The 26,073-nt window shown below is 67.9% G+C and carries 32 protein-coding genes, 2 tRNA genes and 1 other RNA gene; 13 read left to right on the plus strand and 22 right to left on the minus strand.

Annotation, left to right across the window (positions count from 1 at the left end; genetic code table 11):
- Positions 1-700, minus strand: a 700-nt coding sequence (locus tag AB0M43_RS37845) for a hypothetical protein (RefSeq protein ID WP_363732323.1), incomplete at its 3' end; no start/stop codon positions are given.
- A 51-nt stretch (positions 701-751) separates the two neighbouring features.
- On the opposite strand from AB0M43_RS37845, the gene AB0M43_RS37850 reads away from it, so the two are divergent.
- Positions 752-1,267: an RNA 2'-phosphotransferase gene (locus tag AB0M43_RS37850; protein ID WP_363732326.1), complete on the plus strand. Its 516-nt coding sequence runs from the start codon at positions 752-754 to the stop codon at positions 1,265-1,267.
- A 66-nt stretch (positions 1,268-1,333) separates the two neighbouring features.
- Here the strand turns inward: AB0M43_RS37850 and AB0M43_RS37855 are convergent, their stop codons facing one another.
- On the minus strand, positions 1,334-2,491 hold the full coding sequence (locus tag AB0M43_RS37855; protein WP_363732329.1) for a thiolase family protein: 1,158 nt from the start codon (positions 2,489-2,491) through the stop codon (positions 1,334-1,336).
- A gap of 23 nt (positions 2,492-2,514) precedes the next feature.
- Between AB0M43_RS37855 and AB0M43_RS37860 the strand changes: the two genes are divergently transcribed.
- From AB0M43_RS37860 to AB0M43_RS37870, 3 genes are all read left to right on the plus strand, one after another.
- A complete protein-coding gene (locus AB0M43_RS37860) occupies positions 2,515-3,300 on the plus strand; it encodes a GNAT family N-acetyltransferase (RefSeq protein WP_363732330.1) in 786 nt (261 codons plus the stop codon).
- Complete coding sequence (locus tag AB0M43_RS37865; protein WP_363732333.1) at positions 3,297-3,932, plus strand: NUDIX domain-containing protein; 636 nt, start codon at positions 3,297-3,299, stop codon at positions 3,930-3,932. The genes AB0M43_RS37860 and AB0M43_RS37865 overlap by 4 nt, the downstream gene beginning before the upstream one ends.
- A 64-nt stretch (positions 3,933-3,996) precedes the next feature.
- Positions 3,997-4,158, plus strand: coding sequence for a hypothetical protein (locus AB0M43_RS37870; protein ID WP_363732336.1), 162 nt, complete (start codon positions 3,997-3,999; stop codon positions 4,156-4,158).
- A gap of 121 nt (positions 4,159-4,279) precedes the next feature.
- On the opposite strand, the gene AB0M43_RS37875 is transcribed toward AB0M43_RS37870, so the two are convergent.
- The 3 genes from AB0M43_RS37875 to AB0M43_RS37885 all read right to left on the minus strand — a co-directional run bounded on the left by AB0M43_RS37875 (position 4,280) and on the right by AB0M43_RS37885 (position 6,853).
- Complete coding sequence (locus AB0M43_RS37875; RefSeq protein ID WP_363732338.1) at positions 4,280-5,269, minus strand: inorganic phosphate transporter; 990 nt, start codon at positions 5,267-5,269, stop codon at positions 4,280-4,282.
- A complete protein-coding gene (locus AB0M43_RS37880) occupies positions 5,266-5,892 on the minus strand; it encodes a DUF47 family protein (protein ID WP_363732341.1) in 627 nt (208 codons plus the stop codon). Before AB0M43_RS37880 ends, AB0M43_RS37875 begins: the two co-directional genes overlap by 4 nt.
- Before the next feature lie 115 nt (positions 5,893-6,007).
- On the minus strand, positions 6,008-6,853 hold the full coding sequence (locus AB0M43_RS37885) for a polyphosphate kinase 2 family protein (RefSeq protein WP_363732344.1): 846 nt from the start codon (positions 6,851-6,853) through the stop codon (positions 6,008-6,010).
- A 31-nt stretch (positions 6,854-6,884) separates the two neighbouring features.
- Here AB0M43_RS37885 and AB0M43_RS37890 point away from each other — a divergent pair, with 31 nt between their 5' ends.
- Both AB0M43_RS37890 and AB0M43_RS37895 read left to right on the plus strand, forming a co-directional pair.
- Complete coding sequence (locus AB0M43_RS37890; protein WP_363732347.1) at positions 6,885-7,772, plus strand: sigma-70 family RNA polymerase sigma factor; 888 nt, start codon at positions 6,885-6,887, stop codon at positions 7,770-7,772.
- Positions 7,773-8,126: 354 nt separating this feature from the next.
- Entirely contained in the window at positions 8,127-8,618 is a 492-nt protein-coding gene (locus AB0M43_RS37895; RefSeq protein ID WP_363732350.1) for a DUF402 domain-containing protein, read from the plus strand.
- Positions 8,619-8,869: 251 nt separating this feature from the next.
- On the opposite strand, the gene ffs is transcribed toward AB0M43_RS37895, so the two are convergent.
- An RNA gene (gene ffs, locus AB0M43_RS37900) (signal recognition particle sRNA small type) lies at positions 8,870-8,966 on the minus strand.
- Between the two features lie 61 nt (positions 8,967-9,027).
- Between ffs and AB0M43_RS37905 the strand changes: the two genes are divergently transcribed.
- From AB0M43_RS37905 to AB0M43_RS37915, 3 genes are all read left to right on the plus strand, one after another.
- Positions 9,028-9,115, plus strand: a tRNA-Ser gene (locus tag AB0M43_RS37905).
- 158 nt (positions 9,116-9,273) lie between these two features.
- Entirely contained in the window at positions 9,274-10,107 is an 834-nt protein-coding gene (locus tag AB0M43_RS37910; protein WP_363732352.1) for a helix-turn-helix transcriptional regulator, read from the plus strand.
- 1 nt (position 10,108) lies between these two features.
- Positions 10,109-10,930 carry a hypothetical protein gene (locus tag AB0M43_RS37915; protein ID WP_363732354.1) on the plus strand — a complete coding sequence of 274 codons (822 nt, stop codon included), beginning with the start codon at positions 10,109-10,111 and terminating at the stop codon, positions 10,928-10,930.
- Positions 10,931-10,938: 8 nt separating this feature from the next.
- Here the strand turns inward: AB0M43_RS37915 and AB0M43_RS37920 are convergent, their stop codons facing one another.
- A complete protein-coding gene (locus AB0M43_RS37920; RefSeq protein ID WP_363732356.1) occupies positions 10,939-12,192 on the minus strand; it encodes a hypothetical protein in 1,254 nt (417 codons plus the stop codon).
- Between the two features lie 544 nt (positions 12,193-12,736).
- Between AB0M43_RS37920 and AB0M43_RS37925 the strand changes: the two genes are divergently transcribed.
- Positions 12,737-13,141 carry a hypothetical protein gene (locus tag AB0M43_RS37925; protein WP_363732359.1) on the plus strand — a complete coding sequence of 135 codons (405 nt, stop codon included), beginning with the start codon at positions 12,737-12,739 and terminating at the stop codon, positions 13,139-13,141.
- Between the two features lie 50 nt (positions 13,142-13,191).
- Here the strand turns inward: AB0M43_RS37925 and deoD are convergent, their stop codons facing one another.
- A complete protein-coding gene (gene deoD, locus AB0M43_RS37930) occupies positions 13,192-13,899 on the minus strand; it encodes a purine-nucleoside phosphorylase (protein ID WP_363732361.1) in 708 nt (235 codons plus the stop codon).
- A gap of 177 nt (positions 13,900-14,076) precedes the next feature.
- Between deoD and AB0M43_RS37935 the strand changes: the two genes are divergently transcribed.
- Positions 14,077-14,166, plus strand: a tRNA-Ser gene (locus tag AB0M43_RS37935).
- Positions 14,167-14,251: 85 nt separating this feature from the next.
- Here the strand turns inward: AB0M43_RS37935 and AB0M43_RS37940 are convergent.
- The 13 genes from AB0M43_RS37940 to AB0M43_RS38000 form a co-directional block, all read right to left on the minus strand.
- Positions 14,252-15,556, minus strand: coding sequence for a tyrosine-type recombinase/integrase (locus AB0M43_RS37940; protein WP_363732363.1), 1,305 nt, complete (start codon positions 15,554-15,556; stop codon positions 14,252-14,254).
- Positions 15,557-15,570: 14 nt separating this feature from the next.
- Positions 15,571-15,789 carry a helix-turn-helix domain-containing protein gene (locus AB0M43_RS37945; protein ID WP_363732365.1) on the minus strand — a complete coding sequence of 73 codons (219 nt, stop codon included), beginning with the start codon at positions 15,787-15,789 and terminating at the stop codon, positions 15,571-15,573.
- Positions 15,790-16,229: 440 nt separating this feature from the next.
- Complete coding sequence (locus tag AB0M43_RS37950; protein WP_363732367.1) at positions 16,230-17,378, minus strand: DUF3631 domain-containing protein; 1,149 nt, start codon at positions 17,376-17,378, stop codon at positions 16,230-16,232.
- Positions 17,375-17,695 carry a hypothetical protein gene (locus AB0M43_RS37955; RefSeq protein WP_363732369.1) on the minus strand — a complete coding sequence of 107 codons (321 nt, stop codon included), beginning with the start codon at positions 17,693-17,695 and terminating at the stop codon, positions 17,375-17,377. Before AB0M43_RS37955 ends, AB0M43_RS37950 begins: the two co-directional genes overlap by 4 nt.
- Positions 17,692-17,955 (minus strand): hypothetical protein, encoded by a 264-nt coding sequence (locus AB0M43_RS37960; RefSeq protein ID WP_363732371.1) that lies wholly within the window; start codon positions 17,953-17,955, stop codon positions 17,692-17,694. The genes AB0M43_RS37955 and AB0M43_RS37960 overlap by 4 nt, the downstream gene beginning before the upstream one ends.
- The gene (locus tag AB0M43_RS37965) at positions 17,952-18,194 is read right to left on the minus strand and encodes a hypothetical protein (RefSeq protein ID WP_363732373.1); all 243 of its coding nucleotides are present in this window, start codon (positions 18,192-18,194) and stop codon (positions 17,952-17,954) included. Before AB0M43_RS37965 ends, AB0M43_RS37960 begins: the two co-directional genes overlap by 4 nt.
- A 141-nt stretch (positions 18,195-18,335) precedes the next feature.
- A complete protein-coding gene (locus AB0M43_RS37970; protein WP_363732376.1) occupies positions 18,336-20,573 on the minus strand; it encodes a cell division protein FtsK in 2,238 nt (745 codons plus the stop codon).
- Positions 20,574-20,584: 11 nt separating this feature from the next.
- Complete coding sequence (locus AB0M43_RS37975; protein WP_363732379.1) at positions 20,585-21,292, minus strand: hypothetical protein; 708 nt, start codon at positions 21,290-21,292, stop codon at positions 20,585-20,587.
- On the minus strand, positions 21,289-21,432 hold the full coding sequence (locus tag AB0M43_RS37980) for a hypothetical protein (protein WP_363732382.1): 144 nt from the start codon (positions 21,430-21,432) through the stop codon (positions 21,289-21,291). The genes AB0M43_RS37975 and AB0M43_RS37980 overlap by 4 nt, the downstream gene beginning before the upstream one ends.
- A gap of 3 nt (positions 21,433-21,435) precedes the next feature.
- Positions 21,436-21,801, minus strand: a complete 366-nt coding sequence (locus AB0M43_RS37985) for an RRQRL motif-containing zinc-binding protein (protein WP_363732384.1) — start codon at positions 21,799-21,801, stop codon at positions 21,436-21,438.
- Complete coding sequence (locus tag AB0M43_RS37990; protein WP_363732386.1) at positions 21,801-22,049, minus strand: hypothetical protein; 249 nt, start codon at positions 22,047-22,049, stop codon at positions 21,801-21,803. Before AB0M43_RS37990 ends, AB0M43_RS37985 begins: the two co-directional genes overlap by 1 nt.
- The gene (locus AB0M43_RS37995) at positions 22,049-22,360 is read right to left on the minus strand and encodes a DUF6284 family protein (protein ID WP_363732388.1); all 312 of its coding nucleotides are present in this window, start codon (positions 22,358-22,360) and stop codon (positions 22,049-22,051) included. Before AB0M43_RS37995 ends, AB0M43_RS37990 begins: the two co-directional genes overlap by 1 nt.
- 114 nt (positions 22,361-22,474) lie before the next feature.
- On the minus strand, positions 22,475-22,639 hold the full coding sequence (locus tag AB0M43_RS38000) for a hypothetical protein (protein ID WP_363732390.1): 165 nt from the start codon (positions 22,637-22,639) through the stop codon (positions 22,475-22,477).
- A gap of 428 nt (positions 22,640-23,067) precedes the next feature.
- On the opposite strand from AB0M43_RS38000, the gene AB0M43_RS38005 reads away from it, so the two are divergent.
- Together AB0M43_RS38005 and AB0M43_RS38010 are read left to right on the plus strand one after the other, a co-directional pair.
- The gene (locus AB0M43_RS38005; RefSeq protein WP_363732391.1) at positions 23,068-23,934 is read left to right on the plus strand and encodes a winged helix-turn-helix domain-containing protein; all 867 of its coding nucleotides are present in this window, start codon (positions 23,068-23,070) and stop codon (positions 23,932-23,934) included.
- Positions 23,931-24,635, plus strand: coding sequence for an HAD family phosphatase (locus AB0M43_RS38010; protein ID WP_363732392.1), 705 nt, complete (start codon positions 23,931-23,933; stop codon positions 24,633-24,635). The genes AB0M43_RS38005 and AB0M43_RS38010 overlap by 4 nt, the downstream gene beginning before the upstream one ends.
- Here the strand turns inward: AB0M43_RS38010 and AB0M43_RS38015 are convergent.
- Entirely contained in the window at positions 24,632-25,633 is a 1,002-nt protein-coding gene (locus AB0M43_RS38015) for a hypothetical protein (protein WP_363732394.1), read from the minus strand. The two genes, AB0M43_RS38010 and AB0M43_RS38015, sit on opposite strands and share 4 nt — an antisense overlap.
- Positions 25,634-26,073: the final 440 nt, after the last annotated feature.

A 26,073-nucleotide genomic window follows, 5' to 3' on the forward strand; every position in this document is an offset into this window, starting at 1 on the left:
AACTCGGGCGGGAAAGCTTTCGGCACGAAGACATCCTTCCAGGAGGACCAAGATCCTCACAGATCAAGGAGTCAACCAAACCGGGTGCAGTCCCCAACGTCTCCCACTCGTCATGTACCTCTCGGCACAGTCGGGCGAATCGCGGAGCGCTCGCAGCCCCCGCCGACTTGCTCGCAGTCAGATTCCGCATCTTCCAGACTCCGGCCGCCTCTCGTCTCCTGCTGTTCAGCGGGGGACGGTGGGCAAGCTGCAGGTGATGCTCCAGCGCGAGGCCACAGACTGCGAGCCCGTCGTTCCGGGGCTCGGGGCTCCTCTTTTTCGGCAGGGCGTCCAGAACCGCGATCTGGACCAGGTCCGCAGGGTCGAGCAGTTCCGGCCAGCGGACGACGACGACCCGCTCCCACAGCTCGGGCGGAACTGTGTTCGCCAGATGATGGCTCTCCCCGATCAGGAGGTCGCGGAGTCGCCGGTTGGCGTCCAGCGTCTGCCCGATGTAGACGAGCCGCGAACCGCTGAGGTAGACGCCGTAGAGCACCGGGCCGGTGATCTCCGGGGATCCGGGCGGCCCCACCAGCGCGTTGGCCACCCGGTGCGCGAAGGCGAACCGTCGTTCCTGCCAGCTCTCCAGGAGCTCACGGCTTCCGGTCAGGTCGCGTAGGGAGTGCAGCCAGTCCTCGAACAAACTATCCGTGTCCCGCATCCGTCGAATATCCCATCGCCCACAGTCGGGCGGCGAACTAGGTTGCAGGGCATGGACGTAGTCAAAGTCAGTAAACGTATGTCGAAGGCGCTCCGGCACCAGCCGGAGCGCCTTGGTCTCTCTCTGGACCCCGCCGGCTGGGTGCCGGTCGAGGACCTGCTCGCCGCGATGCACCTCACCCGCGAGCAGCTCGACGTGGTGGTCGCCGAGAACAACAAGAAGCGCTTCGAGGTCGTCGACGGGCGGATCCGGGCCAGCCAGGGCCACTCCGTGGCCGTGGACCTGGGGTATGAGCCGGCCGAGCCCCCTGCCGTGTTGTACCACGGCACGCCCGCCGGGAACGTGGCCGCGATCCTGGAGCAGGGGCTCCTGAAGGGCAACCGGCACCACGTGCACCTGTCGGGGGATACCGCGACGGCGGTGCAGGTGGGGGCGCGGCGCGGGCGGCCGGTGGTGCTGACCGTGCACGCCGGGCGGATGGCCGCCGACGGGCACGTGTTCTACCGGTCGACCAACGGGGTGTGGCTGGCGGAGCATGTGCCGGCGGAGTATGTGAAGACGGAATGACCCGAAACCCTTCGTCGGGTACCGCGCGGGCGGGCTCCCCCACGCGGCCCCCGACGACGCGGAGCGCTACTCGACCTTGACCACCATCGCGGTCCCCTGCCCGACCCCGATGCACGCCGCCGCGACCCCGTACCCGCCGCCGCGCCGCTTGAGCTCCCGGCACAGGTCCACGATCACCCGGGGTGCCGACGCGCCCAGCGGGTGCCCGATCGCGAGCGCCCCGCCGTGCGGGTTCACCTTGTCCCGGTCGATCTTCAGCAGGGTCAGGCAGGACAGCACCATCGCCGCGAACGCCTCGTTGATCTCCCACACGTCGATGTCGTCGGCCGTCAGCCCCGCCTTGGCCAGCGCCTTCTCGATCGCGGGCACGGGGGCGACGGAGAACCGGTCGGGCTCCACGCCCACGGTCGCCGAGGAGATGATCTGGCCCATGGGGCCGCCGAGTTCGTCGGCGACGGCGTGGTTGCCCATCAGTACCGCGATGGCTCCGTCGTTGATCGGGGAGGAGTTGCCGGCGGTGACCGTGCCGTCCTTCGTGAACGCCGGCCTCAGGGCGGCCAGCTGCTCGATCGTCGACGCCCGGATGCACTCGTCGCGGGTCACGTCGCCGACGGGCAGCACGTAGTCGTGCAGCCCCTGCTTCCAGGCCTCAGCGGCGAGGGTGTGCGAGCGCAGCGCCCACTCGTCCTGGTCGGCTCGGCTGACGCCCAGTTCGGCGGCGACGGACTCCGCGCAGGCCCCGAGCGACCGGGTCCAGGTGTCGGGGAACTGCGGGTTGACCATCCGCCAGCCGACCTGGGTCTGCACGAGCTCCATGGCCGGCGGCAGGTGCTTGTCGGGCTTGGCCAGCACGAACGGCGCGCGGCTCATGCTCTCCACCCCGCCGGCGAGCATCACCGTGGCGTCGCCGGAGCCGATGGCCCGGGCCGCCTGGGTGATGGCCTCGCCGCCGGAGGCGCACAGCCGGTTGACGGTCACGCCGGGCACGGTGACCGGCAGGCCGGCGAGCAGGGCGGCCATCCGGGCGACGTTGCGGTTGTCCTCGCCCGCCCCGTTGGTGTCGCCGAGGATGACGTCGTCGATCCTCGCCGGGTCCAGGCCGGGCGTACGACGGAGCAGCTCGACGATCGGCAACGCTGCCAGGTCGTCGGTGCGGATGTGCGAGAGACCGCCGCGGTGCTTGCCGAAGGGGGTCCGCACGGCGTTGATGAGGTAGGCGTCCACGGGGCAGAGCCTAGTCTGGGGACGTGACCGAACTACTCCAGCTCGAGGCGTATTTCGACGCCGTCCCCCGCACGGCCGCGCGAACGGAGACTTATGGGCCTCTCACCCTGTTTGTCACCATTGACGGCGGCTGGCCCTACTACGCCCGACCTGGCCTGGGTCTCGACGCGTCGATCACCGCAGCGGACGTGACCAAGGTCCGGGACCGCCAGCGCGAACTGGGCCTGCCCGAGACGTTCGAGTGGGTGGCCGAGCTCAGCCCGAGCATGCGGGAGGCCGCAGAGGAGGCCGGGCTGCGGGTCGAGGCCCACCCGATCCTCGTCCTGGACCAGCTCAGCGCCGATCCGGTGGACGACCGGGTCCGGCGGGTCACGGCCGACGACCCCGACCTGGGCCGGGTGCGCGGCGTGCAGAACGTGGGCTTCGGCACCCCGGGCACGGCGGTCGGCGCGGCCGGCGCCACGGAACGCGACACCGCCGCCGTCGACGGGGAACCGCTGGACGCGTTGCGCGCCAGGATCAGGGCCCACACCACCGTCGTGTACGCGGCGTTCGACCCCGAGGGCCCGGTGGCCGCCGGCATCCACCAGCCCGTGGGTGAGGTGACCGAGATCGTGGGGGTGGCCACGCTGCCCTCGGCGCGGCGCAGGGGCCTCGGCGCGGCCGTGACCCGGGCGCTGGCGGCCGACGCCCTGTCCTCGGGGGTGCGCACCGTGTTCCTGTCGGCCGGCGACCAGGACGTGGCCCGGTTGTACGAGCACGTGGGCTTCCGCCAGGTCGGCACCGCGATGACGGGGGAGCCGGCATGACCGACCCCGCGCGGGTACTCCCCGACTGGCTCGTCGAACGGGCCCGGGCCTGGGCCGAACTCCCCGGCACCCCGGTGGAGCCCCGCCGGGCGGCGACCGTGGCGATCCTGCGGGACGCGCCGGCGGGGCCGGAGGTCTATCTGTTCCGCCGGGCCGCCACGATGAAGTTCGCCGCCGAGATGCACGCCTTCCCTGGTGGGGCGGCCGAGCCGGAGGACCCGGACATCGTGGCGACCGCCGTGCGCGAGGTGCTGGAGGAGACCGGGCTGCGGCTGACCGACCTGGTGCCGTGGGCGCGGTGGATCACCCCGGAGTTCGAGCCGCGCCGGTACGACACCTGGTTCTTCGTGGCCGCGCTGCCGGAGGGCCAGGTCCCCGAGTACTTCGAGGGCGGGGAGGCCGACCACGTGGTCTGGCTGCGCCCGGCCGAGGCGGTGGCCCGGCACGCGGCCGGCGACCTGGCGATGTTGCCGCCGACGGCGGAGACGCTGCGCGAGCTGTCCGGGCTGCCGGACGTGGCGGCCGTCCTGGCGGCGGCGGCCGGCCGGGACGCGGAGACCCCGATCGTGCCGCGCGCGGTGGTCACGGCGGACGGCGCGCGGATGGTCCTGCCCGGCGAGCCCGGATACTGACCGGTAACGGGGGATTTGTCGCTTAGGCTACGGCGAACAGTCGCGCGGGGCGAAGGGGGCGGGGATGGCCAAGCAGGACGCATGGGAGTCGACGACGGATCCGACGGTCGACGAGGGCGCGGTCGGCGGCGGACGCCGGAAGAAGATCGCGCTCCTCGTCGGCGCGCTCGCCCTCGTGGGCGCCGGGCTGGCGCTGACGAAGGGCCGCAGGGCACGCAGGGCCTGACCAGGCCCACGAACGCGGAAGGCGCGGCACCCACCAGGGATGCCGCGCCTTCGCCGTGTCCGACCCGGACCGGAGTCCGCGCGCCCGCGCCGTCCAGCGCCGCGGGGAGCCACCAGCCGGGCTAGCCGAACAGCGAGAACACGAAGTACGACAGCGCCGCCACCGCCGCGGCGGCCGGGAACGTCAGCACCCAGGCGACCACGATGTTGCCGGCCACCCCCCAGCGCACGGCCGACAGCTTCTTGGTCGCGCCCACGCCCATGATCGCCGAGGTGATGGTGTGCGTGGTCGAGATGGGCGCGCCGTAGCCGATCGCCGCGACGTACAGCACCGTGCTGGCCGCCGTCTCCGCGGCGAAGCCCTGGGCGGGGCCCAGGTCGATCACCTTGCGGCCGAGGGTCTTGATGATCCGCCAGCCGCCGGAGTACGTGCCCGCCGCCAGGACGGCCGCCGTCATGAAGTACACCCAGACGGGGATGTGGGTGAGGTTGTCCTGGACGCCGCCCGCGTAGAGGGCGAGCACCACGATGCCCATGGTCTTGGCCGCGTCCTGGAGGCCGTGCCCGAACGCCATCCCGGCGGCGGACACGGTCTGCGCGAGCCGGAAGCCCCGGTTCAGCTTGCCCGGGTGCCCGTTCCGGAAGATCCACATCACCGCGAGCATCACCAGGAAGCCGAGCCCGAAGCCGACCACCGGGGACACCACCATCGGGATGAGGACCTTCTTGATGATGCCGTCCCACAGCACGACCGTGCCGCCCGCCAGCGCCGCGCCGACCAGCCCGCCGATCAGGGCGTGCGAGGACGAGGACGGCAGGCCGTAGTACCAGGTGATCAGGTTCCACACGATCGCGCCGACCAGGCCCGCGCCGACGACCGCCAGCACGGGCTTGTCGATGATGCCCTTGCCGACCGTGGCGGCGACCTTCGCGCCGAAGAACGAGCCGACCAGGTTGCCGATCGCGGCCATGCCGAGGGCGATCCTGGGCGTCAGGGCGCGGGTGGAGACCGAGGTGGCGATGGCGTTCGCGGCGTCATGGAAGCCGTTGGTGTAGTTGAAGCCCATGGCCAGCGCGATCACCACGATCGTGCCGACGAGTTGGGCGGTCATGACTCCTTGACCGAGATGGTCTCGATGGTGTTCGCCACATGCTCGAAGGCGTCACAGGCGGCCTCGAGCTCGTCGGCGACCTCCTTCATCTTCAGGACGGTCAGCGCGTCGTACTCGCCCGAGAAGAGCCGGACCAGCAGCATCCGGTACGCCTTGTCTCCGGCGTTCTCCAGACGGTTGATCTCGACCCAGTAGTCCTTGAGGCCCTTCATGCCCTTCAGGCCGGGCATGGCGGCGGCGGTGACCCGGGCCTGCTCGTTGATGACCTCGACCAGGTCGTGCATCTCCCGGGGCAGGTTGGGCAGGCTGGTCAGGCCGTAGAGGTACACCAGGCTGCCGACGGCCTCGATGTGGTCCATGCAGTCGTCCAGCAGCGAGCCGAGCCGGTAGATGTCCTCCCGGTCGAACGGCGTGATGAACGAAGAGTTGATCTTGTTGTACAGCTCGTGCGTGATCTGGTCGCTGTCGTGCTCGACGTCGACCAGGCGCTCGGCGACCGACGGGATGTCGACCTCCGGCAGTCCCAGCTCGCTCAGGATCTCCGCGCCCTTGACAAGGTTCTGCGCGGCCCGACTGAAGAACTCGTAGAACGCGTCCTCGCTGGGACGAAGCTTGAATGCCACGGCAACCTCATGAGCGTATGTGGGCAGGTCCTGGGGAATGCTAGGCACTACCTCGGCGGCGGCTACAGGCGCGTACCCTAATTTGTCAACGATTCAACGCCAGTTCATCTGACGTTCACCCGCTGGACTCCAGACGTTTGACCTCCTTTTTCAGGTCAAAGTCTGCTTTAGGGTACTTCAGGTCGAGGCGCTCGAACGCCTCCCTCAGCAGCGTCGCCACCGCGTAGTTCCGGTACCACTTCCGGTCCGCCGGGACCACGTGCCACGGGGCCGCGTCGGTCGAACACCGCTCCAGCACCGCCTCGTACGCCTCCTGGTAGTCGTCCCAGAACGCCCGCTCGTCGATGTCCCCCGGGTTGTACTTCCAGTGCTTCGTCGGGTCCGTCAACCGCTCGGACAGCCGCTTGCGCTGCTCCTCCTTGGAGATGTGCAACATGACCTTGACCAGGGTGTACCCGTCGGCCACCAGCTCCGCCTCGAACCGGTTGATCGTGTCGTACCGCCGCGCCCACACCCGGCGGGGCACCAGGTCGTGCACCCGGACGATCAGCACGTCCTCGTAGTGCGACCGGTTGAACACGCCCACGTACCCGGCCGGCGGCAGCGCGTTGCGGATCCGCCACAGGAACGGGTGCTCCAGCTCCTCCTTCGTCGGCGGCCCGAAGCTCACGATCCGCAACCCGAGCGGGTCGAACTGGCCCACGACGTTCTTCACCGTGCCGTCCTTGCCCCCGCAGTCCATCGCCTGGAGGACCAGGAGCACCCGGCGCGGATCGGAGCCGGCCTTCGCGTCCGCGTACAACATCTCCTGGTACGCGGCGAGCTCCGCCCCGATCAGCGAAACTTCGACCCGGGACCACTGTTTCGGGTCCTTTCTCGACGTGACCCCGGGCGTGCCGCGCGGATCGATGTCGGCGAGACGCACACCCGGTCTTGCCCTGAGCAGGTCGGAGGTCAACATCCTGCAATCCTGCCCCCGTTACGGTGTCCGCGTGGACGTTTTCGAGGAGCACCGCCCCCACCTGTTCGGCGTGGCCTACCGCCTGCTCGGTACCCGGGCCGACGCGGAGGACGCGGTCCAGGAGGCCTGGCTGCGCTACGCCGCCGCCGACCGGGCCGCGATCAACGACCTGCGCGGCTGGCTGACCACCGTCACCGGCCGGATCTGCCTCGACGTCCTGCGCTCCGCCCGGGTCCGCCGCGAGGCCTACGTCGGCCAGTGGCTCCCCGAACCACTCGTCTCCCGCCCGGCCGCCGACCCCGACCCGGCCGACACCGTCACCCTCGGCGAGGACATCAGCATGGCGCTCCTCGTCGTCCTGGAGACCCTCGGCCCCGAACAACGCGCCGCCTTCGTCCTGCACGACGTCTTCGGCGTCCCGTTCGAGACCCTCGCCGAGACCCTGGGCACCACCCCCGCCGCGGCCCGCCAGCTCGCCACCCGCGCCCGCCGCGCCGTCGCCGACGGCCGCACCCGGCACACCACCGACCGCGCCGAACAGCAGCGGGTGGTCGGCGCCTTCCTCAACGCGGTCCAGGGCGGCGACCTGGACGCCCTGCTCGCCGTCCTCGCCCCGAACGTCGTCGTCACCGGCGACAGCAACGGCCTCGCCCCGGCCGCCGCCACCCCGATCGGGGGCGCGCTGCGCGTGGCCCGGTTCATGCTCGGCCTGGCCCGACAGGGCAGGAAGGCCCAGGCCTACGCCGAGCTGGTCGACGTCAACGGGGACCTCGGGCTGCTCATCCAGGACGGGCAGTCGACGGTGGTGATGTCGTTCGCCGTCGCCGACGGGACGGTCACCGCGATCTACGACCAGCTCAACCCGGAGAAGCTCCGGCACCTGCCCCCGGCGGACCCGACCCGCTCGATCACCTTCTAGCCGGACCGGGTCCGTCCCTACCGTCCGACACGGCTGGGCATGACCGAGCGCGGCCGGGGTAGCGGGCACCGGCCGGGTAGCGGGCACGGCTGGGCCCGCCCTGGGGAGCGGGCGCGGCCCGACCGTCCGACATGGCTGGGCCTGTCCCGGGTAGCGGGCGCCGCCCGGTCGGCGCCCAGGGAACGGCCGGCGGCGCCCGACGCTCGGGTGCGGGCGGCCGGGGGCCACGTTTCGGGGCGGCGGGGACCTCGTACCCGTCGGAGGGGTTTGATCGTCGCCCTGGTGAACGGGAGGTGACGGGCCCCGGCCCGGGATGTGACGGCTGTGACCGGAGTCTCCGGTTAGTGTCTACAGATGGAGACTTTCGTTCGGTACACGAAATACGACGGCAGTCTGCACTGGAACCACCCGGCTACCTACCTGGGTGAGGACCAGCACGGGACGTGGCTCGGGATCCCGGCCGGCGCGACCCTCCTGCGGGACACGACCCCGAAGACGCTTTCGTATAAATTTGTCATGCTTTTCCCCCGGGACGCGTGGTGGACGGCCTGCTTCAACGCCCAACCCACCCGCACCGAGCTGTACTGCGACATCACCACCGTCCCCGTCCTCACCCCCGACGAGGTCACCATGGTCGACCTGGACCTCGACGTCACCCGGTGGCGCGACGGCACGGTGAACCTCCTCGACGAGGACGAGTTCATCGAGCACCAGGCGAAGTACGACTACCCGCCCGAGGTGGTCAAGTCCGCGCAGGCCTCGGCGGACTGGCTGTTGCGTGCCGTGCGGGAGCGGCAGGCGCCGTTCGACGGGATCCACGAGGAGTGGCTGAAGCTCGTGCCGTAGGCGAGCGGCGGCGTGGTCCTGGGTTCGGGGCGGGGCTCCGCTGACGCCTTTGCCCTGCCGGGGCCGGCTGCCCGCTCAGCTGGTGGTCGGCGAACCCGGCTCGGGCCTGGCGCCGAACGTGCGGCCGGGCTGGCGACGTGGTCGGGGTGGCACCGCAGGCGGGCGATCTGGTCGGGGTGGCACCGCAGGCGCGGTGAGCGGGGTGGGCCGCTCACAGGAGCTGGTGAGGAACCCGGGGCTGGCCCGGAAAAATTAAGGGCCCCCCGTGCACCCGTCAGAGCCCGCTTATCCTTGCTGCCTTCCGGCCCTGGGGAGGTTCACGAGATACACGCCGCACGAGGAGCTTCGACAACCATACCGGGGAGTCCCGGAATGCGCGGACCGGGGGGCATCATGTAGCCTCTCCCACGGAGGATTCGCCTAGTGGCCTAGGGCGCACGCTTGGAAAGCGTGTTGGGTGAAAGCCCTCACGAGTTCGAATCTCGTATCCTCCGCCAGCCTGTACAGGCGAAACGTAGGGCCGGAACCCATCGGGTTCCGGTCCTACGTCGTTTCGTAGCTCCCTCGTCTCCGTCTCCGAGAGTGCCCGAATCCCAGGTTTCCAAGCTGACGGCACTACCCTGATGCGAGGCCCGTTGAGGAGCTGGGGGTTCGGATGCCGGACGTAGGCCATGTCACGCGGATTCTCGATCCCGAGGAGCGCGTGAAGGCCGCCACTGCACTGATCAACGATTACCAGGCCACGGTTCTGGAGCTAGCTCGCATCCGGCGTGCGGCGTTGGACGAGTTGCTGGCGCTCGGTAAGACACAGACCCAGCTCGCCGACCTGCTCGGCATCTCACGCTCTCGAATCTCCGCGATGCTGAACGCCGGCACCCGACCGGAGCGCGCGTTCCTGGGCACGAGTCGGCTCACGATCGCGATCGGCAGCGAGGAGGGCGGGACCGACCCTGGCAGCGTCCTGTCCGCCGAGACGTCCAACGCGTACGAGACGCTAAGCGACCTGGCCAAAGCCGTCGACCTCGAAGCCTCGAATGAGGTGGTCCCGCCGCCCGGACTGGTCGACCTGAACCGGCCGAACCTGATCGTCCTGACCAGTCCGCGGCTGCTGCCGTTCGTCGGCCAGGTCATGGGAGCAGACGCTCACCTGCGGTTCGCCACCGACGACAGCGGCTGGTACCTCGTGGACCAGACGACGGGAACCGAGTACCGGTCGCCGCGCGATCAGGGAGCCTCGACCGACTACGCCTACGTGGGACGGCTCCCGCGCCCGGACGGCAAGGGGAACTTCCTCTACCTGGCCGGCATCCACGCCCAGGGCACGCTCGGCGCAGCCCACTGGGTGGCCGACAACATCACGGAGCTGTACCGGGAACTCAAGGCCCGGAGGTTCTCCACCGTGATCTCGTGCCGCTTCGACCCGAAGGACAAGCGGAAGATCCTCGCCACTGAGCGCGTCACGCCGCTGTACAAGCACGAGGGGAACTGACGTGCGGGTCGACATCGCAACCGAGCCCGGCTCACCGGACAAGCCGAACGAGGACTACGCAGCCACCGGCCCGAACATCGTCGTCGTCCTTGACGGCCAGACGGCCCGGACTGGCACGGGCTGCATTCACGGAGTCGCGTGGTACTCCGCCCGCGTCGCGGAAGCGATCATCGAAAATGCCGCACTCGGCCCAACCAAGGCACTCTCAGCTGCCATCACTCGGACGGCAGACCTGCATCGGGACACGTGCGACCTATCCCACCCCGGCACGCCTTCAGCGGCTGTCGCGGTTGTGCAGCTCGACGGCGACACGCTGCGGTACCTCGTCCTGGGCGACGTAACCGTGGTGCTCGACTCCGGCACCGACGTACGGGTCATCAGCGACCACCGGGTGAGCCAGACGGCGCTTGCAGAACGCGCTATTGCCGACGCCATGCCGGCCGATTCTCCCGAGAAGCCAGCCGCCCTGGTCCGCATGAAGCACGCCGAGCTCGCGGCTAGAAACACTCCCGGAGGCTTCTGGGTGGCCGCGACTGAACCAACAGCCTCCGAGCACGCGCTCACGGGAGAGTTCGCCATCGCAGAGGTACAGCGAGTAGCCGTGCTGAGTGACGGAGCAACCCGTGCCGTCGAGGCATTCGAACTGTACGGCTGGACCGAACTTCTCGACATTCTCAATACCTCTGGGCCTGGCGAACTCATCAAGCAAGTTCGAGCCGCAGAGGCGTCCGACCAGACCGCAACTCGGTGGCCAAGAAACAAGCTTTCCGACGACGCGACGGCCGTCTACTGTGTTGTTGGATTCCAGAGCCTTAGGGCTTGACTCCGCACTCAGTGATGCACACTTCCCAGTCTCCACAAGAAGTACAACTCGTGCACCTCAAGATCTCGGACTTCCTCCAGATACTTGGAGTAATGCACTGCCGGCGTCATGCCAGCAGCAATTCCAGCAGGAAGCAGTAGCGGCATATGAGCCATCAATCCCACGACCGTCGCAATTGAGGTAACGGCGACGCTTGCCCCACTCTTTCGAATTAGGACCTTTCTAGCCGCCTTTAACTTACTCTCAATTTCCAGCAGGGCAGGCTCCACGATGTCCTCTCGGATCTCCCGAGCAATCGCCTCCGAGGAAAGTTCCTCTTCACCTCGAAGCCTTTCCTTGATTGCACTCCTCATTGCTACTCGAAATCGATCAAAACTCAGCGCTTCGTCTTTTCGGATGCGTAGTAGTTCTTTGAGAGGAACGCCTTCGAGTGCGGGCAACTGGAGCGCCATTGCAACGTCGGCCTCGTTGGCAACCTGCTTACCGGACATCGTCAGCGCCGATGGCGCGAGCGCACTACCTAGAGGCAATCCATAGACCTGGGATGTCTGTACATCCGCTACGATCCGGCTCGCAAAGTACTTAAAAATGCTCTCGGCTACGGCGCGTCGGGGGTGAGTGTCAGGATCCGCAGAATCCTCCTCCCGAATCAAACCCCCAAAGATCGGACCGGCCCCTAGGGCCGGATGCTTATACGCAAACGTCCATCCATCGCCCTCCCCCTTCCCAAAGGACTCCAACTCTCCTTCACGTTCAAAGATCGAAATGATGTCGGGGGCGGCTTGAATAAGCGAGTCTAATCCAGCTTCCTCCAGATGGTCACTCCAGTGGTAGACGCAGGGCACCTTCTTTTGCCTGAAAATCAGCATGTCCTCGGCACCGATGGCGCGAACATCAAAGAGAATGTTCATGTGCGCCGACAGAAAACTCGCTGCCAACTCCTCGGAATCATCAGGCCAACTCAGCATATCGCTAGCCTGCATGCCGCTGAGCCCCTCAACTACCACAGCATCAAAGTAGTGCCATACGGAGCGGAATATCCGGTCGAGAACGTCTCCTTCACACTCCACACATGAGCCGAGAGCCGACAAGTCGATTGATCGTCCCGCCAGAACAGCATCTATCGAACCATCAACGGGAACTACCGTGCGACTCTGGAATGCAGCGGCACGTTCGGCATGGTCCCGCATTCTCTGGCGCATCAGCCTGGACGAGAACGCCTTAGCAATGTCCGATTTTTTGGCAATGCCCTCTTCATCCATAAAATCAGACAACCAAAAAGAGCCCGACATCGCTCACCTCCACCCGACCAGTCTCGCGCCTACGGATGATCATCTACAGCAATGGGGTGCACTGCCCGCCAACAGTAATACGCCCTGTGAGCCTTCGCCTCGCACACAGTGTCTCGGGCACGACAACACCGGGCGCAACAGTCTCAGTTTTAGTCTCATTCAGGGACGTTCACAGACGTTCAGCCCACTCACAGCCAACCCAAGAACCCCCATTGGCAACGTAAATGAACCCCCATGAACAACGATCAACCGAGTTGGAAAGCGTGTTGGGTGAAAACCCCACGAGTTCGAATCTCGTATCCTCCGCCAGCCTGTACAGGCGAAACGTAGGGCCGGAACCCGATGGGTTCCGGCCCTACGTCGTTCCCGGTCCCAGTTCTGGTCTCAACCGGGGCGCACCGGCGGGTTCTTCACAAAACCTCCCCGCGACCCCCACCCCAACACCCACCACCTGCCTAGCCTCGGCGCAGACGGTCGTCGGTGTCGTCGACCAGCGGACGGACAGGAGACTCGGGTGCGGGTAAGCGGAGCGTTGGGCCTCACCGGTGCGGGCATGTTGATGTGCACGCTGCTCACCGGTTGCGGCACGGGTGGCGAAGCCCAGTTCGCCGACGTCGCGGCGGCACGGGCAGCCGGCGGCGGGCCGGCCTCGTGGGTCCCGGACTGGGTACCCGACGGCGCGGCGGACATCCGGGTCCGGTGGGACCTGGACTCCAACGACTCGATCCTGCGGTTCCGCCACACCGGCGCCTGGCAACCACCGACGGCGTGCACGGCGACCACCGCGCCCGGCGGGGCGGCGCTGACCGCGTCGTGGTGGCCGGCACAACTGCCCGACGGTACCGACTACACCTGCGCCCAGCAGCCCATGGCGCTGCGGATCGCCGGTGACGCCGTCTACGCCTGGAGCACCCGCTAGCCGCCGGGTTCGACGTGAGGCCCAATCCGGGCCTCACGTCGAACCCACGACTACACGATGATCGTGTCCAGCGCGATCTCCGCCATCTGCGAGAACGTCCGCTCCCGGTCCTCCGCCGGCATGGCCGTCCCCTGCAGGATGTGGTCGCTCACCGTCAACAGGGTCAGCGCCCGCGCCCGGAACCGCGCCGCGATCGTGTACAGCGCCGCGGTCTCCATCTCGACCGCGAGCACGCCGTACTTGGCGAGCTTGCCGTACAGGTCGGGCTGGTCGCCGTAGAACGCGTCCGCCGCCATGACGGAGCCGACCCGCAGGTCGATGCCCTTCGCGGCGGCCGTGTCGACGGCGGTGCGCAGCAGGCTGAAGTCGGCGACCGGCGCGAAGTCGACGAAATTGTCGAAGCGCTGCCGGTTCATGGCGGAGTCGGTGGTCGCCCCGATGGCCGCCACGACGTCACGGAGATCCAGATCCTCCTGGATCGAGCCGCAACTGCCGACCCGCATGATGCTCTTCACGCCGTATTCGGCGAGCAACTCGTGCACGTAGATCGAACACGAGGGCATTCCCATCCCGGAACCCTGGACAGAAACATCTATTCCTTTGTACTTCCCAGTGAAGCCAAACATATTGCGCACCGTCGAGTAGCACTGGGCATCCTCGAGGTAGGTCTCAGCGATCCATTTCGCGCGCAGCGGGTCCCCTGGCATCAGTACCCGTTCGGCGATCTCGCCCGGCTTCGCTCCGATGTGCGTACTCATGCCAGTGATCCTGCCAGGCCCCGCACCCCGGAGGCGGGCCGCTCGCCGGATCCCGCGACCCACGTCACCCGCCCGGGGCCGCCCGGGACGGTGCCCATCCGTGCCCCGAGGGCAGGTCAGAGTGCCCGGCGTAACCCAGGAGGACAGCCCCCGGGGGGATCCTGTAACCTTGCTGGCGGTGGCGTGTCCGAGTGGCCTAAGGAGCACGCCTCGAAAGCGTGTGAGGGTGCAAGCCCTCCGAGGGTTCAAATCCCTCCGCCACCGCCAGTTAGCAGCAACAACGAAAGAGCCGGTACCCGATGGGTACCGGCTCTAGTCGTCTCTGGTCTCATTTCTGGTCTCAGTTGTACCTTTATGCAGCCGCCGGGAACCCGTTCGGGCCATCGTCCGGGCCTTCCCGCTTGCCCTTCTTCTTCGGCTTCGGGTCCTTCTTCTTCACCTTCCAGATAGCCCCGCCGACCCGCTTCGCGACGTCCTTACGGACCGGATCGGTGACGTGCTGGTACCGCTTCGTCATGTCCCCGCTCGACCAGCCCATGACCCCCATCACGGCTCGCTGCTGGGCGCCGACGATCAGGAGCACCGTCGCGGCGGTGTGGCGAGCGTCGTGCAGTCGGCCGTCCCGCAGCCCGGCGGCCACGAGGAGCCGCTTCCACCCGTCGTAGTCGTAGCGGGGGTTGATCGGGCGACCCTTGGGAGTGGCGAACACCCAACCGCCCTCTTCCCAGAGCTGGCAGGCTGTCCGCCGTTCCTCCTCCTGCGTCGCCTGGTGCTCCCGCAGCAGACGAACCAGCTCGGCCGGTAGCCCGATCTTCCGGCGACCGGCCCGAGACTTGGTCTTGTCGGTGTCCGCGTTCGTCTGGTGGCGCTGCGGGCAGTAGCCGGCCTTCTTCCCGCAGGTGTCCCCGCACCCGTGCCCGTACGTCGGCCGAAGCCGGCTGCGGCGAACGTGGATCTCCCCCTTGTCCAGGTCGACGTCCTGCCACTGGAGCCCCAAAGCCTCTCCCTGCCGCAACCCGAGTGCGAGCGCGAACGCCCACCGGGTGCTGTTGCGACCCTCCGCAGCCTGGGCAAGCAGCCGCTGAGCCTCCTCGATCGAGTACGGCTCGATCTCCTCGTCATCGAGCTGCGGGGCGGTGGCCAACAGCACCGGATTGCGGGGCAGGTACCCGCGCCGGACGGCCTGATTGAGTGCGGTCCTCAGCGTGCGGTGCGCCTGGTGCGCGGTCGCCGCAGCACTGCCGTTGTCCTGCATCGTGCGGTACAGCTTCTCGACGTGCTCGGGTGTGAGCTTGTCGAGGCGGTGCTTCCCGAGTCCAGGAACGAGGTGTACCCGGACAGCGACGCGGTAGCCGGAGATCGTGTTCTGACGGACGTTCGGCGCGGCGATGTTGTCCAGCCAGTGGGCCAACCACTTCTCCAGCGTCCACGGCTTGCCTGGGCGCTTCACGTTGCCGGCGTCGCGGTCCTTCTCCAGCTTGCGGACCTTCTCGATGACCTGGGCCTCGGTCTGGCCTCGGACGTGTCGTCGGTCCGGCCGACCGTCATCGAGAACGCCCATGGTGACTCGGCCGTGCCAGCTTCCATCACTGCCGAGATAGATGCTCGCCGCGTTGTTCGGTGCGCGGGTGCCTTCCTGGCGCTTCTTGCGAGGCATTCCGTGATCTCCTGTCAGGCTGCGAACGTCGGGGGGAGGTCGGTGGCGAGGTTGCGGACGTAGGTCTCCAGGTCGGCGGGGCGGATGCGACGGAGCCGACCGACGGGGACGGACTTGAGTTCGCCGTTCTTGATCAGCGAGTACACGTTGGTTCGGCCGATCCGGAGGAGTCCGGCGGCTTCCTCGACGGTGAGTAGCAGCGCGGGCAGTGCCGAGAGGTGGTCGGTGCTCACAACTGGTCTCCTTCCGCTTGTCTGGGGTAGGGCAACTGCCCGCTGAGGGCGTCCGTACGGCTTCGGCGCGGCCCGACCGTCCTCTATGGAGGCTGCGGATCTGATGCCAGCACAGGTCATTTCAGAGGGGCTCTGAGAGCGCCGTAGAGCCAAGATTTCGAACGGGCCGGTAGCCGAGTAAGGGTCGGTTGCTCTCAGAGCCTCTGAGGGGGCCGGTTTGCGACTCCTCGGTCCGTGATCGTTCGTTGTCGGTGCCGGTTTGGCGTGGGGTAGCCGTCCCAGCCGTCCCAGCCGTCCCAGTGCAGGTCAGCCCCGGGACGGCTTAAACGGTGGGACGGCTTAAGCCGTCCCAGGGACACCACGGCAGCCCGCAGCCGAGTGCCGGCCCGGGGTTGCGTGGGACGGCTTGAGCCGTCCCACGCTTGGAGCCGTCCCGGGGTCTAGCTGGGCGGGGACGGCTGGGACGGCTGGGACGGCACCCCGGCGGGTACCGGCTCCTCGGGCATCGCCGGGGCCGGCGCGTAGCGGTTCCACGCGTCGGTGAAGTCGGCCCGCTGGTAGCCCTTGGCCTGCCCGAGCGGCGGGGCGAACCGGATGTTGCGCGAGCGGATGTCGTACTCCCGCAGCAGGTCACCCAGCTTCATCGCCGTAAGCCCCGCCGACCCGTAGTTGACCCACGGGGCCTCGGGGTCCGCCTTGAGTCTCTCCAGGAGCAGGCCGGTCGGCAGCGCGTCGAGGTCCCCGAACGCCGTGCGGCAGTCTGCGAGGAGCCGGATGCGGTCGGACGCCCCGGCCGTGTCGTCGGCGGCGGCGGTCAGGGCGACGGCGGCGGCCCGTGCCCGATCAGGCCAGTCCCCGCCCGCCAGGTCTGCCACGGCGATCAGGGGTTCCCAGGTGTCGGCGGCCCGGTCCTCCAGGGGCATGAGCGGTTCGGCGGCCTCCAGCGCCGGCAGGTGCTGCTCCAGCCACTTCGTCAGCTCAATACCCAACGCCCGCAGCGCCGGCCCGTCCCGACGCACCCGGTACGGGGCGACCTTCTCCCCCGGTGCGCGTCGGCGCATGCGGATGATGACGGCCCGGTCCTCGATCGTGTCCGGCATCGCGCCGATGCCGGCGAGTGCGGCCATGGCGAAGGTGGGGATGTGCTCGACCTGGCGGGTGTTGTTGTCCCACCGGATCGTGGCCCGGTTGCGCTGATGCCCGGCGTTGAGCAGGCCGCGCAAGTCCTCGTTGTCGCCGGCCTTGACGCCGAAGATGGTGTCGGCCTCATCGATCAGCAGCGTCGGAGGGGTGTCCGACCCGATGGAGCGGTACACGGCAGCCGTCGAGCAGTTCACCGTAATCAGCGGCTGGTGACACGTGCCCTCCACGACGTCGAGGAGCCTCGACTTGCCGCACCGACGCTCCGGCGCCCGGATCACCAGACGCGGGGCGTGAGCCCACGCGGTCTGAGCGTGCGTGGCCGCGATCCACAACACGGTAGCGTCGGCGGACTCGGGGTTGGGGGCGACGACATAGCGCACGAGCGCGGCCCGCAGCGCGTCGAGCAGGGCGGCACCATCGATCTTCACGGCACGTTGGGTGGTCATGCGGCGGCCCTCCGGTTGATCGGGTGAACAGTTGCGATGCGGTCGGCGGCACGGCGGGCGGGGCCGTGCGGGTTGTTGGCGGCGTAGGTCTCCATCTGCGCGATGCGGTCCGCGACCTGCTGCTCCCACGTGCGGGCGAGCAAGGCGGGCGCGGCGTCGATCTCGACCTGCCGGGCGGCGACGTGCCGCAGGGCGTGCTGGTAGCCGGAGTGCCAGGCGGACTCGATCAGGTAGCCGATCAGCTCGTGCAGGGTGTCGGGGTTGGAGAACGCGGCGTGCATCGTGTGTTCAGCCGCGGCTTGCTGGTCGGGGATCACGACAGGACCTCCGGGATGGTGGCGGTCAAGGTCTGGAGCTGAAACAGCAGGGCGAGCAGCCGGGCGTGTGCGGCGGTGTCGTCGGCGGGGAGCCGGATCGACAGGCGCACCTCGGCGTGCTGCGCGGCGGCGGTGGCTACCCGGGTGAGGACGGCCGAGCCGTTCGGCAGCGGCAGGCGCACCGGGTGCGCGCGGTGCTCTCCGAGTGCGCAGCCGTGTCCCCGGCACCAGTCGGGGCAGCCGGCGCGTTGGCGGGTCATCGGGTGCCGTCGCGGTATTCGGAGCGTGCCCACACGATCAGGCGTCGGCCGAGCCGCTGTCGCAGTCCGGTGCCGTCGCAGCGCGGGCACGGCCGGGCGAACTTCCGGCCGGTCCGGCGGGTGCCGGAGCAGCGCCGGCAGCGCCCGAACGGGCTGACCGTGCACTTGAGCAGGTAATACGCTGCGTAACCGAAGGTCAGCAGCGCGGCGAGTCGGGCTAGCAGGTTGGCGGAAGGCATCTGGTGTCTCCTGGGCCTGTTTTCGGGCATGACCTGGGAAGACTGCTAGCTACTAGCAGCCTGATCAGGGATCGAATGGGGTGCTAGCGGGACTGCTAGCGCTAGCAGGTTGGGGTGCTAGCGCTAGCAGCCGTACGGGACCTAGCTCGCCTTCCGCTTTCGATCACGGTCAGTGATCGCGGCGGTCAGGTCGTCGCGGCTGATACCGCGTCGGGTGACGGCCTTACCCTCGACCCGCTTGCCGACGTCGGCCACCCGGATGCCGTACGGCTTGACCGCAGCGGTGAGCTGGGCGGTCTTGCGGTCGGGCTCCAGGTCGGCCCACGGCCCGTACGCGTCGGGACGCAGCTCGGCCAGGCGGTCAACCACGGTCTCGTTCCACACCTTCGCCTCACCCGCCGGGATGACCGAGAGGATGTCGGCGAGCAGGTCGAACGAGGACGCCGTGGGTGCCGCGTCGGGCTGCTGACCAAGGGCGTGACCGGACAGCCTGCCGGCCTTCTCCCGCATGCTCCGGGCTCGGGCCACCACGATGTCGGCGGCGGGGCCGTCGATGAAGTAGGTGCGGGTGATCGCGGGATCGTCTCCCTCGCCCTTGAGGAACCCGATGCCCTTGTCCGACCGGCTGAACAGCGTGGCGCGGATCCCGTTCTTGTGCGCGGAGGTGCCCAGCACCATGTCGTTTTCGGTGTGTCCCATGACCTTCAGGCAAAACCGCAGGACGGCGTTACCGGAGATCGCGGGCGGCAGGGACTTGGCGTCGGGGCGCTGCGTGGCGAACAGCGGGATGATCCCGACCGCAGGTCCCCGCCGGACCAGGTCCTCGCAGATCGATTCCAGGTCCGATCCGTAGGTGGGGTGCTCGAACCAGATCTGGCACTCATCGACCCCGATGACGATCGGGTGCAGCCTCAGGGCCTTCTTCGATGCGATCTCCGGTGTGATCTTGTTTTCCGGGCAGAGGTCGCGGGGCAGTGCCCGGATCGCCTTGGTGCGGCGGCGCATCTCGGTGTGCACCTCCCGCAGATCCGCCAGACACGCGGCGATCTCCTCGTCCTCGTCCCCCGCGCGGTGGCGGTGCGCAACCGGCATCAGGACGTCGAAGTCACCGGTGCCTTTAAGGTCATAGGCGTAGATCTCGGCGCGGACGTCGAGGGCGGCGGCGAGCAGGACCAGCCGGGCGGCGAACGTCTTGCCCATGCGCGGGACCGACCCGATCACCATGGACGCGAACATCATCGTCAGCTTGATGACGCGTCCGCGCTGGTCGGTGCCGAACGGGAACGGCTCGAACAGGTCGACCTTCCCGGACTTCAGGAGCGGCCAGGCGGGCTGACGGGCCGACGCCATGTCCTTGTCACCCACCCACAGGACCAGCCGGCCGGGATGCACCTCGGGACGTCCCTCAGGCCACACGCAACCCAGCGGGCGGGACAGGCCAGCGGCCAGGTTGGCGCGCTTTTCCATCACCTGACCGGCCGTCACGCCCGCCGGCAGGTCCACCTCAGCGCGCCAGCCGTCGCCGTCACGGGCGATCGGGGCCGGGAAGCTGATGCCCCGCGACCCGCTCTTGCCCAGGGCCTGATTGATACCGGCGATCCCGAGGGCGGCGAGCGCGGTGACCACCGCGTCCGACGTGAGCACCGGCACCGCCGAGCGGACAACGGCCGTGTCGAGCAGGGGCTTGTCGGCCGGCTTGCCCGCGATCCCGAGCAGCCCGATCAGCGCGGCGAGGGTCAGGCCCTGCTGCCAGCCCGGCAGCCCCAGCGCGGCCAGGGCCACGATCGGCGCGACGACCAGCACACCGGTACCGGCGACCAGTCCCCGCCACCGGACGCGCCGGTCGCGCTGCTTGGACAGCTTCAGGTACAGCTCCGCGTCCGCCCGGTCGGCGGTCGCCTGCCGGGCCAGCTTGCCCTCCAGGTCCCACGTCCAGTGCACCACCGCCCGCAGCACCCGCCCCAACCCGCGCGGCGAGCGGAACGCGACCTTGACCGCGTACTTCGGGACCCGCAGCGCGTGGTAACCGGACACGTGCAGCGCCAGTCCGGCCAGCCAGCGGGCACCGGACAGGGCCTGACTGCGCGACGTGGCCCACGCCGGCAGCAGCGGGCGGCGCTCACCCTCCCGCAAACCGGACCACGTGAACCGGGGAACGCGCTGGGCGTCGGCGGAGTCGACCAGCACCGGCACGGCCGTGGGGTCGTCGTAGTTGTCGCCGTCATCGGCGGGGTCGTCGGGGCGGATGTCGTCGGGGCCGGGCGTCGGGCGGGTGCGGTTGGCCCGGGCCGCGTCCAGGTCGAGAATGTCGGCGTTGATGTCGAGTTCGTCGGCGTGCCGGTCGAAGTCGAACGGCTCGCCTTCGGGGTTGCTTGCCATGTCGATGCTCCTCACGCGGCCTGAAGGGCAGCGGACTCGGTGTCGGGGATGTCGGCGCGTTGGGCTGCCAGGTGGCGGCGCACGGTGCGCGGGGCGACGGACAGCCGGGCGGCCATCTCGTCCTGAGACATGTCCGGGTGCTTGGCCCGCAGCTTGGCCACAGCAGTGGCCGTATCCGGCTTAGCCGGCATCCGGCGCGATGACCGCACGGGTGGCCGGGGCGTGTCCGCCGGCATGTCCGCCACCGTGACCGGTGCGATGACCGGCGGCGCGGCCAATTGGGCGGCCACCGGAGCGGCCACAGTCATCACGGCGTTCGCGGCGGTGCTGGCGACGATCGGTACCCGGGACAGGACCATCTTGGTCAGGGCCAGGAACCCGATCGCGGGCACCGCCGCGAGCAGCCAGCCCGACGCGGAAGCCTTGGCCTGGGCCACCTGGGCGGCCAGGGACAGCAGCGCGAAGCCGATCATGACGGCCATGGCGTAGCCGGTCGGCTGACCGTTGCGCCGTCTGCGGCGGATCTCCAACGCGGCGGCCATCGGGATCAACTCCGACACCACCGCGTTTGCCCACCCGAACCAGTTCCCGGTCCCGGTCGGCGCGTTGGCCATGGTCCAGTCGTGCATGTGCGTGAAGCTCGCAGCCCCCGCCACGCCCCCGACCGCGAGCAGGACCAGGACCTGAACGGTGTTCTCGACGCGCTCGGACTTGTTCATCGGGCACCGCCGACGAGGTTCGTGCCGAACTCGGTCAGGCCAGACAACAGCGCGTGTGCGAAGTCGGCCGACCCGTTCGGGTTGGTCACGACCACGAACACCGCGAACGCGGCGCCCACGTAGACCCACAGCTTTTTCACGTCTCAGTTCTCCTGTCCAGCGCACGGGACGCACTCGCCCAGCGAACGGCGGATGTAGTACGGGCGCACCTTCCGGCACGTCGGGCAGATCCGGCGGCACAGCAACGCCTTACGGATCGCGCGCAGCTGCGCGGGGGTCGCGGTGCGCTTCGGCAACGCCAGATCGACGCGGAACAGGTGCGCCTCGCGCACCTTCCCCCGGCTGGGCCAGAGGATCTGTGCCGCGATCGGCTGACCGCCCGGGCGCAGGCCCTGAGCACGCAACTGGCGGCGGGTGGCGTAGCCGGCGGGGGCGGACTGCCACGGGAACGTCGGTACCGAGTGCCGCTCGGCGTCGGGGTCGTAGAACGCGGCGCGGTGGCGGGTCACTACCGGCCCCAGGTCAGCGCGTCGTGGGCCACCGTCCGGATCGTGCGGGCCGGGATGGCCGAGTCGATCCAGGTGCGCCCGCAGGCGCAGGTGACGTGAACCTCGCTGGTGGTCTCGGTGTGCAGCGTGAACCGCAGGCCCGTCGTGGCCTCACAGGCCGGGCAGGTCGCGGTGACGATGTCGCCACCGACGCGGACCCGCAGCCGGCCCTCGACCGTCAAGGTCAGGGGGTAGCCGAGGAAGGCCATCAGGCCACCGCCCGCAGGCTGGGCATGTCGGTGGCCAGGCCGTAGACGGCCAGCTCGGCGGCGATCAGCCGACGCCGGGCGCGGCGCAGGCGGCGGGCGTCGAACTCGCTGACCGAGGTGCGGTCGATCAGCGCGATCTCGACGTCCAGGACGTCCAGACCGGCGACGATCACCGGCGACTCGGCCTCGAGGTCGGCCAGCTCCTGGGCGGTCGGGCCGTCCAGGAGGTCGAGCACGTGCACCTCGACCAGCTCGGCCGGGGGGAAGTCCGCACTGACGACCCGCAGGCCGTTGCGTGGGATGCTGTTCATGGGTCTAGCTCCTTCGGTAAAAGGTGTGGGTAGGCCCGATCGAGGCCCGGCGGCGGCAACCGCTGGGCCTCACCTGTGAGCCGGTGAAGCAGGGCTTGTGGGGCCGACCGGCACCTACGCAGTGCGGCGGCAGGGCTGCGACGCGGCCGGCGGGCGGCAGCTGTTGCAGCGGGTCTGGGTACCCGGCAGGACGGTCAGCTTCTTGCAGCCACCGCACTGCCGGATGGTGGAGTTCTTCTTGATCGTCAGCCGCAGACCAGCGGCGATGCTCTGGCGCATGACAACAACCTCTCTCCGCTCACGAAGACCGGCAGCACCTGTATCCGTGCCGCCGGTCGCTTCCGGGAAGCCGCACGAAGCCAAGCTCCGCAGCGGCTGACACCCCCGCCGGACGGCGAGAGCTGAAACACACAGGCACGGACCTGAGCCGTGCGCGGCCACCTTTTCAAGGGAGGTGACTGCCCCACACTGTTGAGTTCTCAAAGAACCAATGGCCTGGTAGCTCGCAGACAAAGCACCCGAAGGCGCGAATCCCGACGACTGACCAACCCGAGGACCAGCGAAAACGTCGGCCCTCACTTGCCTTCCAAGCTCCCCAGGTTCCCTAGGCAACTTGCTTGGGATGAAGGTAGGCCGGGTTGCCTAGGCAAGTCAAGAGGCGCACCGAAACTTTTCCAACTTGGCTAGGCAGGCTGTAGCCTGGGGTCGTGGCTGAGAACCTTGACTACCTCGGGGACGTAGACCCCACCGCACCCAAACCGGGGTCGCGCGACATCGCGAACCGGCTCCGCGCCGCGATCCTCACCCAAAAGCTGGCCCCGGGCGCACAGGTCCCCTCACAACCAGCACTCGCCGACCACTTCGGCGTAGCCAGAGAAACCGCCCGGCGAGCCGTCGACATCCTCAAGGCTGAGCGCCTGGTCATCACCCGCCAGGGAAGCGGCGCGTACGTCCGCGCCAAGACTCAACGACCGGTTGAACTGCGACCGCACATCGAAGCGGCGTTCGAACGCATGCACGTTGCGATCGACTTCGCGGGGTTCTCGGGCGAGACGCTGCGGGACGCGATCACCGAAGCACTGGACAAGGTGCGAGCCGGCGACCTTACGCCAGAGTCGATCACCATCCGCGTCATGATCTCGGACATGACGGTGCCCATGGCGCTGCCAGCACGGGCCGAGACGCAGTCCGATGACCCCGCAGTGCGGGAGCGCGCCAACCGCATCACCCGGCGTGCGGCGGACAGCATCATCGATCAGGTGCAGGAGCTGTCGGACCTGGGTCTAGTGCGGTCGGCCCAGGCTGAGGTGCGCGTGCACAGCGCCGCGCCGCTGTTCAAGATGTACATCCTCAACGGTGAAGAAGCGTGGTTTGGGTTCTACCCGGTCATTGAGCGCACCGTGGCGATCAAGGGCGAGCCGACCGCGATCTATGACCTGCTGGGCAAGGATGTCCCGCTGTTCCACTACACGGTCAGCGATGACAGCGCCTCGCACGGCACCCAGTTCGTAGAGGGTGCGGCGCAGTGGTTTGACTCGGTGTGGGACACGATCACCCGCGAGTACGAGGCATGACCGACGCGCCCGCACTCGCCGCACTGCTGGCCGGACACGGCCCGCTGCTCCTCGACTTCGACGGACCGGTGTGCAGCATTTTCGCCGGGTACCCCGCGCCCAAGGTAGCCGAAGCACTCCGCCAGGTGCTGCGCTCCGAACGGCTCGACCTGGGCGAGATCGAAGACGAACCCGACCCGCTAGAGGTACTGCGATGGACCGACCGCCAGGGGCACTCAAGATTGACCCGCGCCGTCGAGGACGCCCTATGTGCTGCCGAGCTGGTCGCCGCCCGATCGGCAGAACCGACACCGTACGGACGTGAAGTCATCGTCGCGGCTCGGCAGGCAGGGCGACCGGTCGCGGTAGTCAGCAACAACTCAGAAGCCGCAGTCACGGCCTACCTGAAGGCCCACAGGCTTGCCGGGCACTTCGCCCTGGTTGTCGGACGAGCCTATGCAGATCCGGACCGGATGAAGCCAAGTCCGGAGCCATTGCTCCGCGCCTCTGACGCTCTCCGCGTCGATCCGACGTCCTGTCTGCTCATCGGTGACACCGTGACCGATGTTGCGGCAGGCGTATCCGCAGGTGTTCCAGTACTCGGCTACGCGAACAAGCCCAGGAAGGTGCCGGAGCTACGCCGTGCCGGGGCCGCCTCGGTGGTTACCACCATGCGGGATGTCGCTGCCGGCCTACTCGCTGTGGTGGAATCCAACAACTAGAGGCTCCTTATCCAGCGAGTGGCGCGCCGGGCCGAAAGAATCCAACGGTAGATCGTCGCAAACTGCTCCTCTTCGGTAAGTGAGGTAATCGCTGTGCTGAATTTACCCGTATGCATCAACTTGTTGCGCTCTTGGTAGGCCGACTTGATATCTTCAAACGCATCTGGCGCTTCGCTTTGAAATGACTTCCCTGCAACAGCTAGTGGAAGCAAATCGTAGTAACGTTCCGCGAACGATGCATCTGCTTTGACAATCCGAGCCAACTGGCTCTTGGAAATCTTCACCTGATTGCTTGCGTACAACGCCGCCTCGGATTCGCACGCCGAAGCCGTGCAGAGCACTGACTCCCTGAGGCCAATCCTAATCGCGGATTCTTCGGCGTCCATCAACAAGGATTCAGCCAGAATCGGGTCGTTGCCAGGTCCGACGCTTGCGGCAAAACGTTCCCAAACAGCAAGCCCCGTTTCAGGAACCTTGATGGCCCCCGAACTTCCATATCCATTCAGCCCCTCAACAAACGGAACCGCCTCTTGCGTGTCAGCGTTTACCCAGATCACCGTATGGGGAATTTGGACGCCAGGGGTACCCGTACCCGGCTTCCAGTATTGGGGAATCAGCGTGATTCGAGCAACGCCCGTGGATACACGCAGATGTGCGAGAATGTAATTCGCCGCTTTTACTGCTTTCCTGAACCAAAACTCGGCATCGCCAGGCTGTACTTGATAATCGTCTTCAACTTCACGAACCAGAATCACAGTGAGTCGATCTGCGACGTCATCCACTGTTCGCTTTTGTAGATTGACACCAGGGACGGCAAGAGGGTTCAATTTTATTTGCGCGCTCGAAAGCGTTTTACAGACCTCAGTTGGGAACAGCTCCTCCGTCGCGCGATCCCAAGCCCGTATTTGAGCGAAGTAGTCGGGATACTCGATATCTACGAATAACGCAGCTTCATCGAATGGGGGTAGCAGGAAATCCAGGTAGAAGTTGTGCGCCATAGATATCTTCATGTCTCTCCAACCCAATGGCGGGATGCCGCACTCCAGAGTGGCCAGTCCAGTCGATCCTCGCACGCTGATCAGATGACGTATAGCGACTTTTCGGTCGCCGAGTCGGGAATGTGCGACCACCATCAATCTCGCGACAAAGGGGTTAGGCACGTCTAAATCCCTCCATACAGGCCGGCCTGGGCCGGCTGAACCACGTGGGGGCAACCGGCTTCGTGGTCTCATTCGCGGTCTCATTCACTGACGTACAACCGCGTCCAGGCAGGTCCGCGATCATGAATCACGGCAGCTCAGAACGCTCACGGCCATTCGTGAACAGCGACCGGCAGACCTCGAAAGCGTGTGAGGGTGCAAGCCCTCCGAGGGTTCAAATCCCTCCGCCACCGCCAGCAAGAACACAGAGCCGGTGCCCGACGGGTACCGGCTCTGGT

The sequence above is a fragment of the Longispora sp. NPDC051575 genome, assembly GCF_040681875.1.
Classification (GTDB): Bacteria; Actinomycetota; Actinomycetes; order Mycobacteriales; family Micromonosporaceae; genus Longispora.

Excerpts from the sequence above, each read along its gene's own strand:
- AB0M43_RS37940 (WP_363732363.1), bottom strand. The coding sequence starts at position 15,556 with ATGCCTCGCAAGAAGCGCCAGGAAGGCACCCGCGCACCGAACAACGCG.
- AB0M43_RS37895 (WP_363732350.1), top strand. The coding sequence starts at position 8,127 with ATGGAGACTTTCGTTCGGTACACGAAATACGACGGCAGTCTGCACTGG.
- AB0M43_RS37870 (WP_363732336.1), top strand. The coding sequence starts at position 3,997 with ATGGCCAAGCAGGACGCATGGGAGTCGACGACGGATCCGACGGTCGAC.
- AB0M43_RS37975 (WP_363732379.1), bottom strand. The coding sequence starts at position 21,292 with ATGAACAAGTCCGAGCGCGTCGAGAACACCGTTCAGGTCCTGGTCCTG.
- AB0M43_RS37865 (WP_363732333.1), top strand. The coding sequence starts at position 3,297 with ATGACCGACCCCGCGCGGGTACTCCCCGACTGGCTCGTCGAACGGGCC.
- AB0M43_RS37960 (WP_363732371.1), bottom strand. The coding sequence starts at position 17,955 with ATGACCCGCCAACGCGCCGGCTGCCCCGACTGGTGCCGGGGACACGGC.
- AB0M43_RS37920 (WP_363732356.1), bottom strand. The coding sequence starts at position 12,192 with ATGGATGAAGAGGGCATTGCCAAAAAATCGGACATTGCTAAGGCGTTC.
- AB0M43_RS37995 (WP_363732388.1), bottom strand. The coding sequence starts at position 22,360 with ATGAACAGCATCCCACGCAACGGCCTGCGGGTCGTCAGTGCGGACTTC.
- deoD (WP_363732361.1), bottom strand. The coding sequence starts at position 13,899 with ATGAGTACGCACATCGGAGCGAAGCCGGGCGAGATCGCCGAACGGGTA.
- AB0M43_RS37910 (WP_363732352.1), top strand. The coding sequence starts at position 9,274 with ATGCCGGACGTAGGCCATGTCACGCGGATTCTCGATCCCGAGGAGCGC.
- AB0M43_RS38010 (WP_363732392.1), top strand. The coding sequence starts at position 23,931 with ATGACCGACGCGCCCGCACTCGCCGCACTGCTGGCCGGACACGGCCCG.
- AB0M43_RS37885 (WP_363732344.1), bottom strand. The coding sequence starts at position 6,853 with ATGTTGACCTCCGACCTGCTCAGGGCAAGACCGGGTGTGCGTCTCGCC.
- AB0M43_RS37990 (WP_363732386.1), bottom strand. The coding sequence starts at position 22,049 with ATGGCCTTCCTCGGCTACCCCCTGACCTTGACGGTCGAGGGCCGGCTG.
- AB0M43_RS37950 (WP_363732367.1), bottom strand. The coding sequence starts at position 17,378 with ATGACCACCCAACGTGCCGTGAAGATCGATGGTGCCGCCCTGCTCGAC.
- AB0M43_RS38015 (WP_363732394.1), bottom strand. The coding sequence starts at position 25,633 with ATGGCGCACAACTTCTACCTGGATTTCCTGCTACCCCCATTCGATGAA.
- AB0M43_RS37970 (WP_363732376.1), bottom strand. The coding sequence starts at position 20,573 with ATGGCAAGCAACCCCGAAGGCGAGCCGTTCGACTTCGACCGGCACGCC.
- AB0M43_RS37875 (WP_363732338.1), bottom strand. The coding sequence starts at position 5,269 with ATGACCGCCCAACTCGTCGGCACGATCGTGGTGATCGCGCTGGCCATG.
- AB0M43_RS38000 (WP_363732390.1), bottom strand. The coding sequence starts at position 22,639 with ATGCGCCAGAGCATCGCCGCTGGTCTGCGGCTGACGATCAAGAAGAAC.
- AB0M43_RS37850 (WP_363732326.1), top strand. The coding sequence starts at position 752 with ATGGACGTAGTCAAAGTCAGTAAACGTATGTCGAAGGCGCTCCGGCAC.
- AB0M43_RS37965 (WP_363732373.1), bottom strand. The coding sequence starts at position 18,194 with ATGCCTTCCGCCAACCTGCTAGCCCGACTCGCCGCGCTGCTGACCTTC.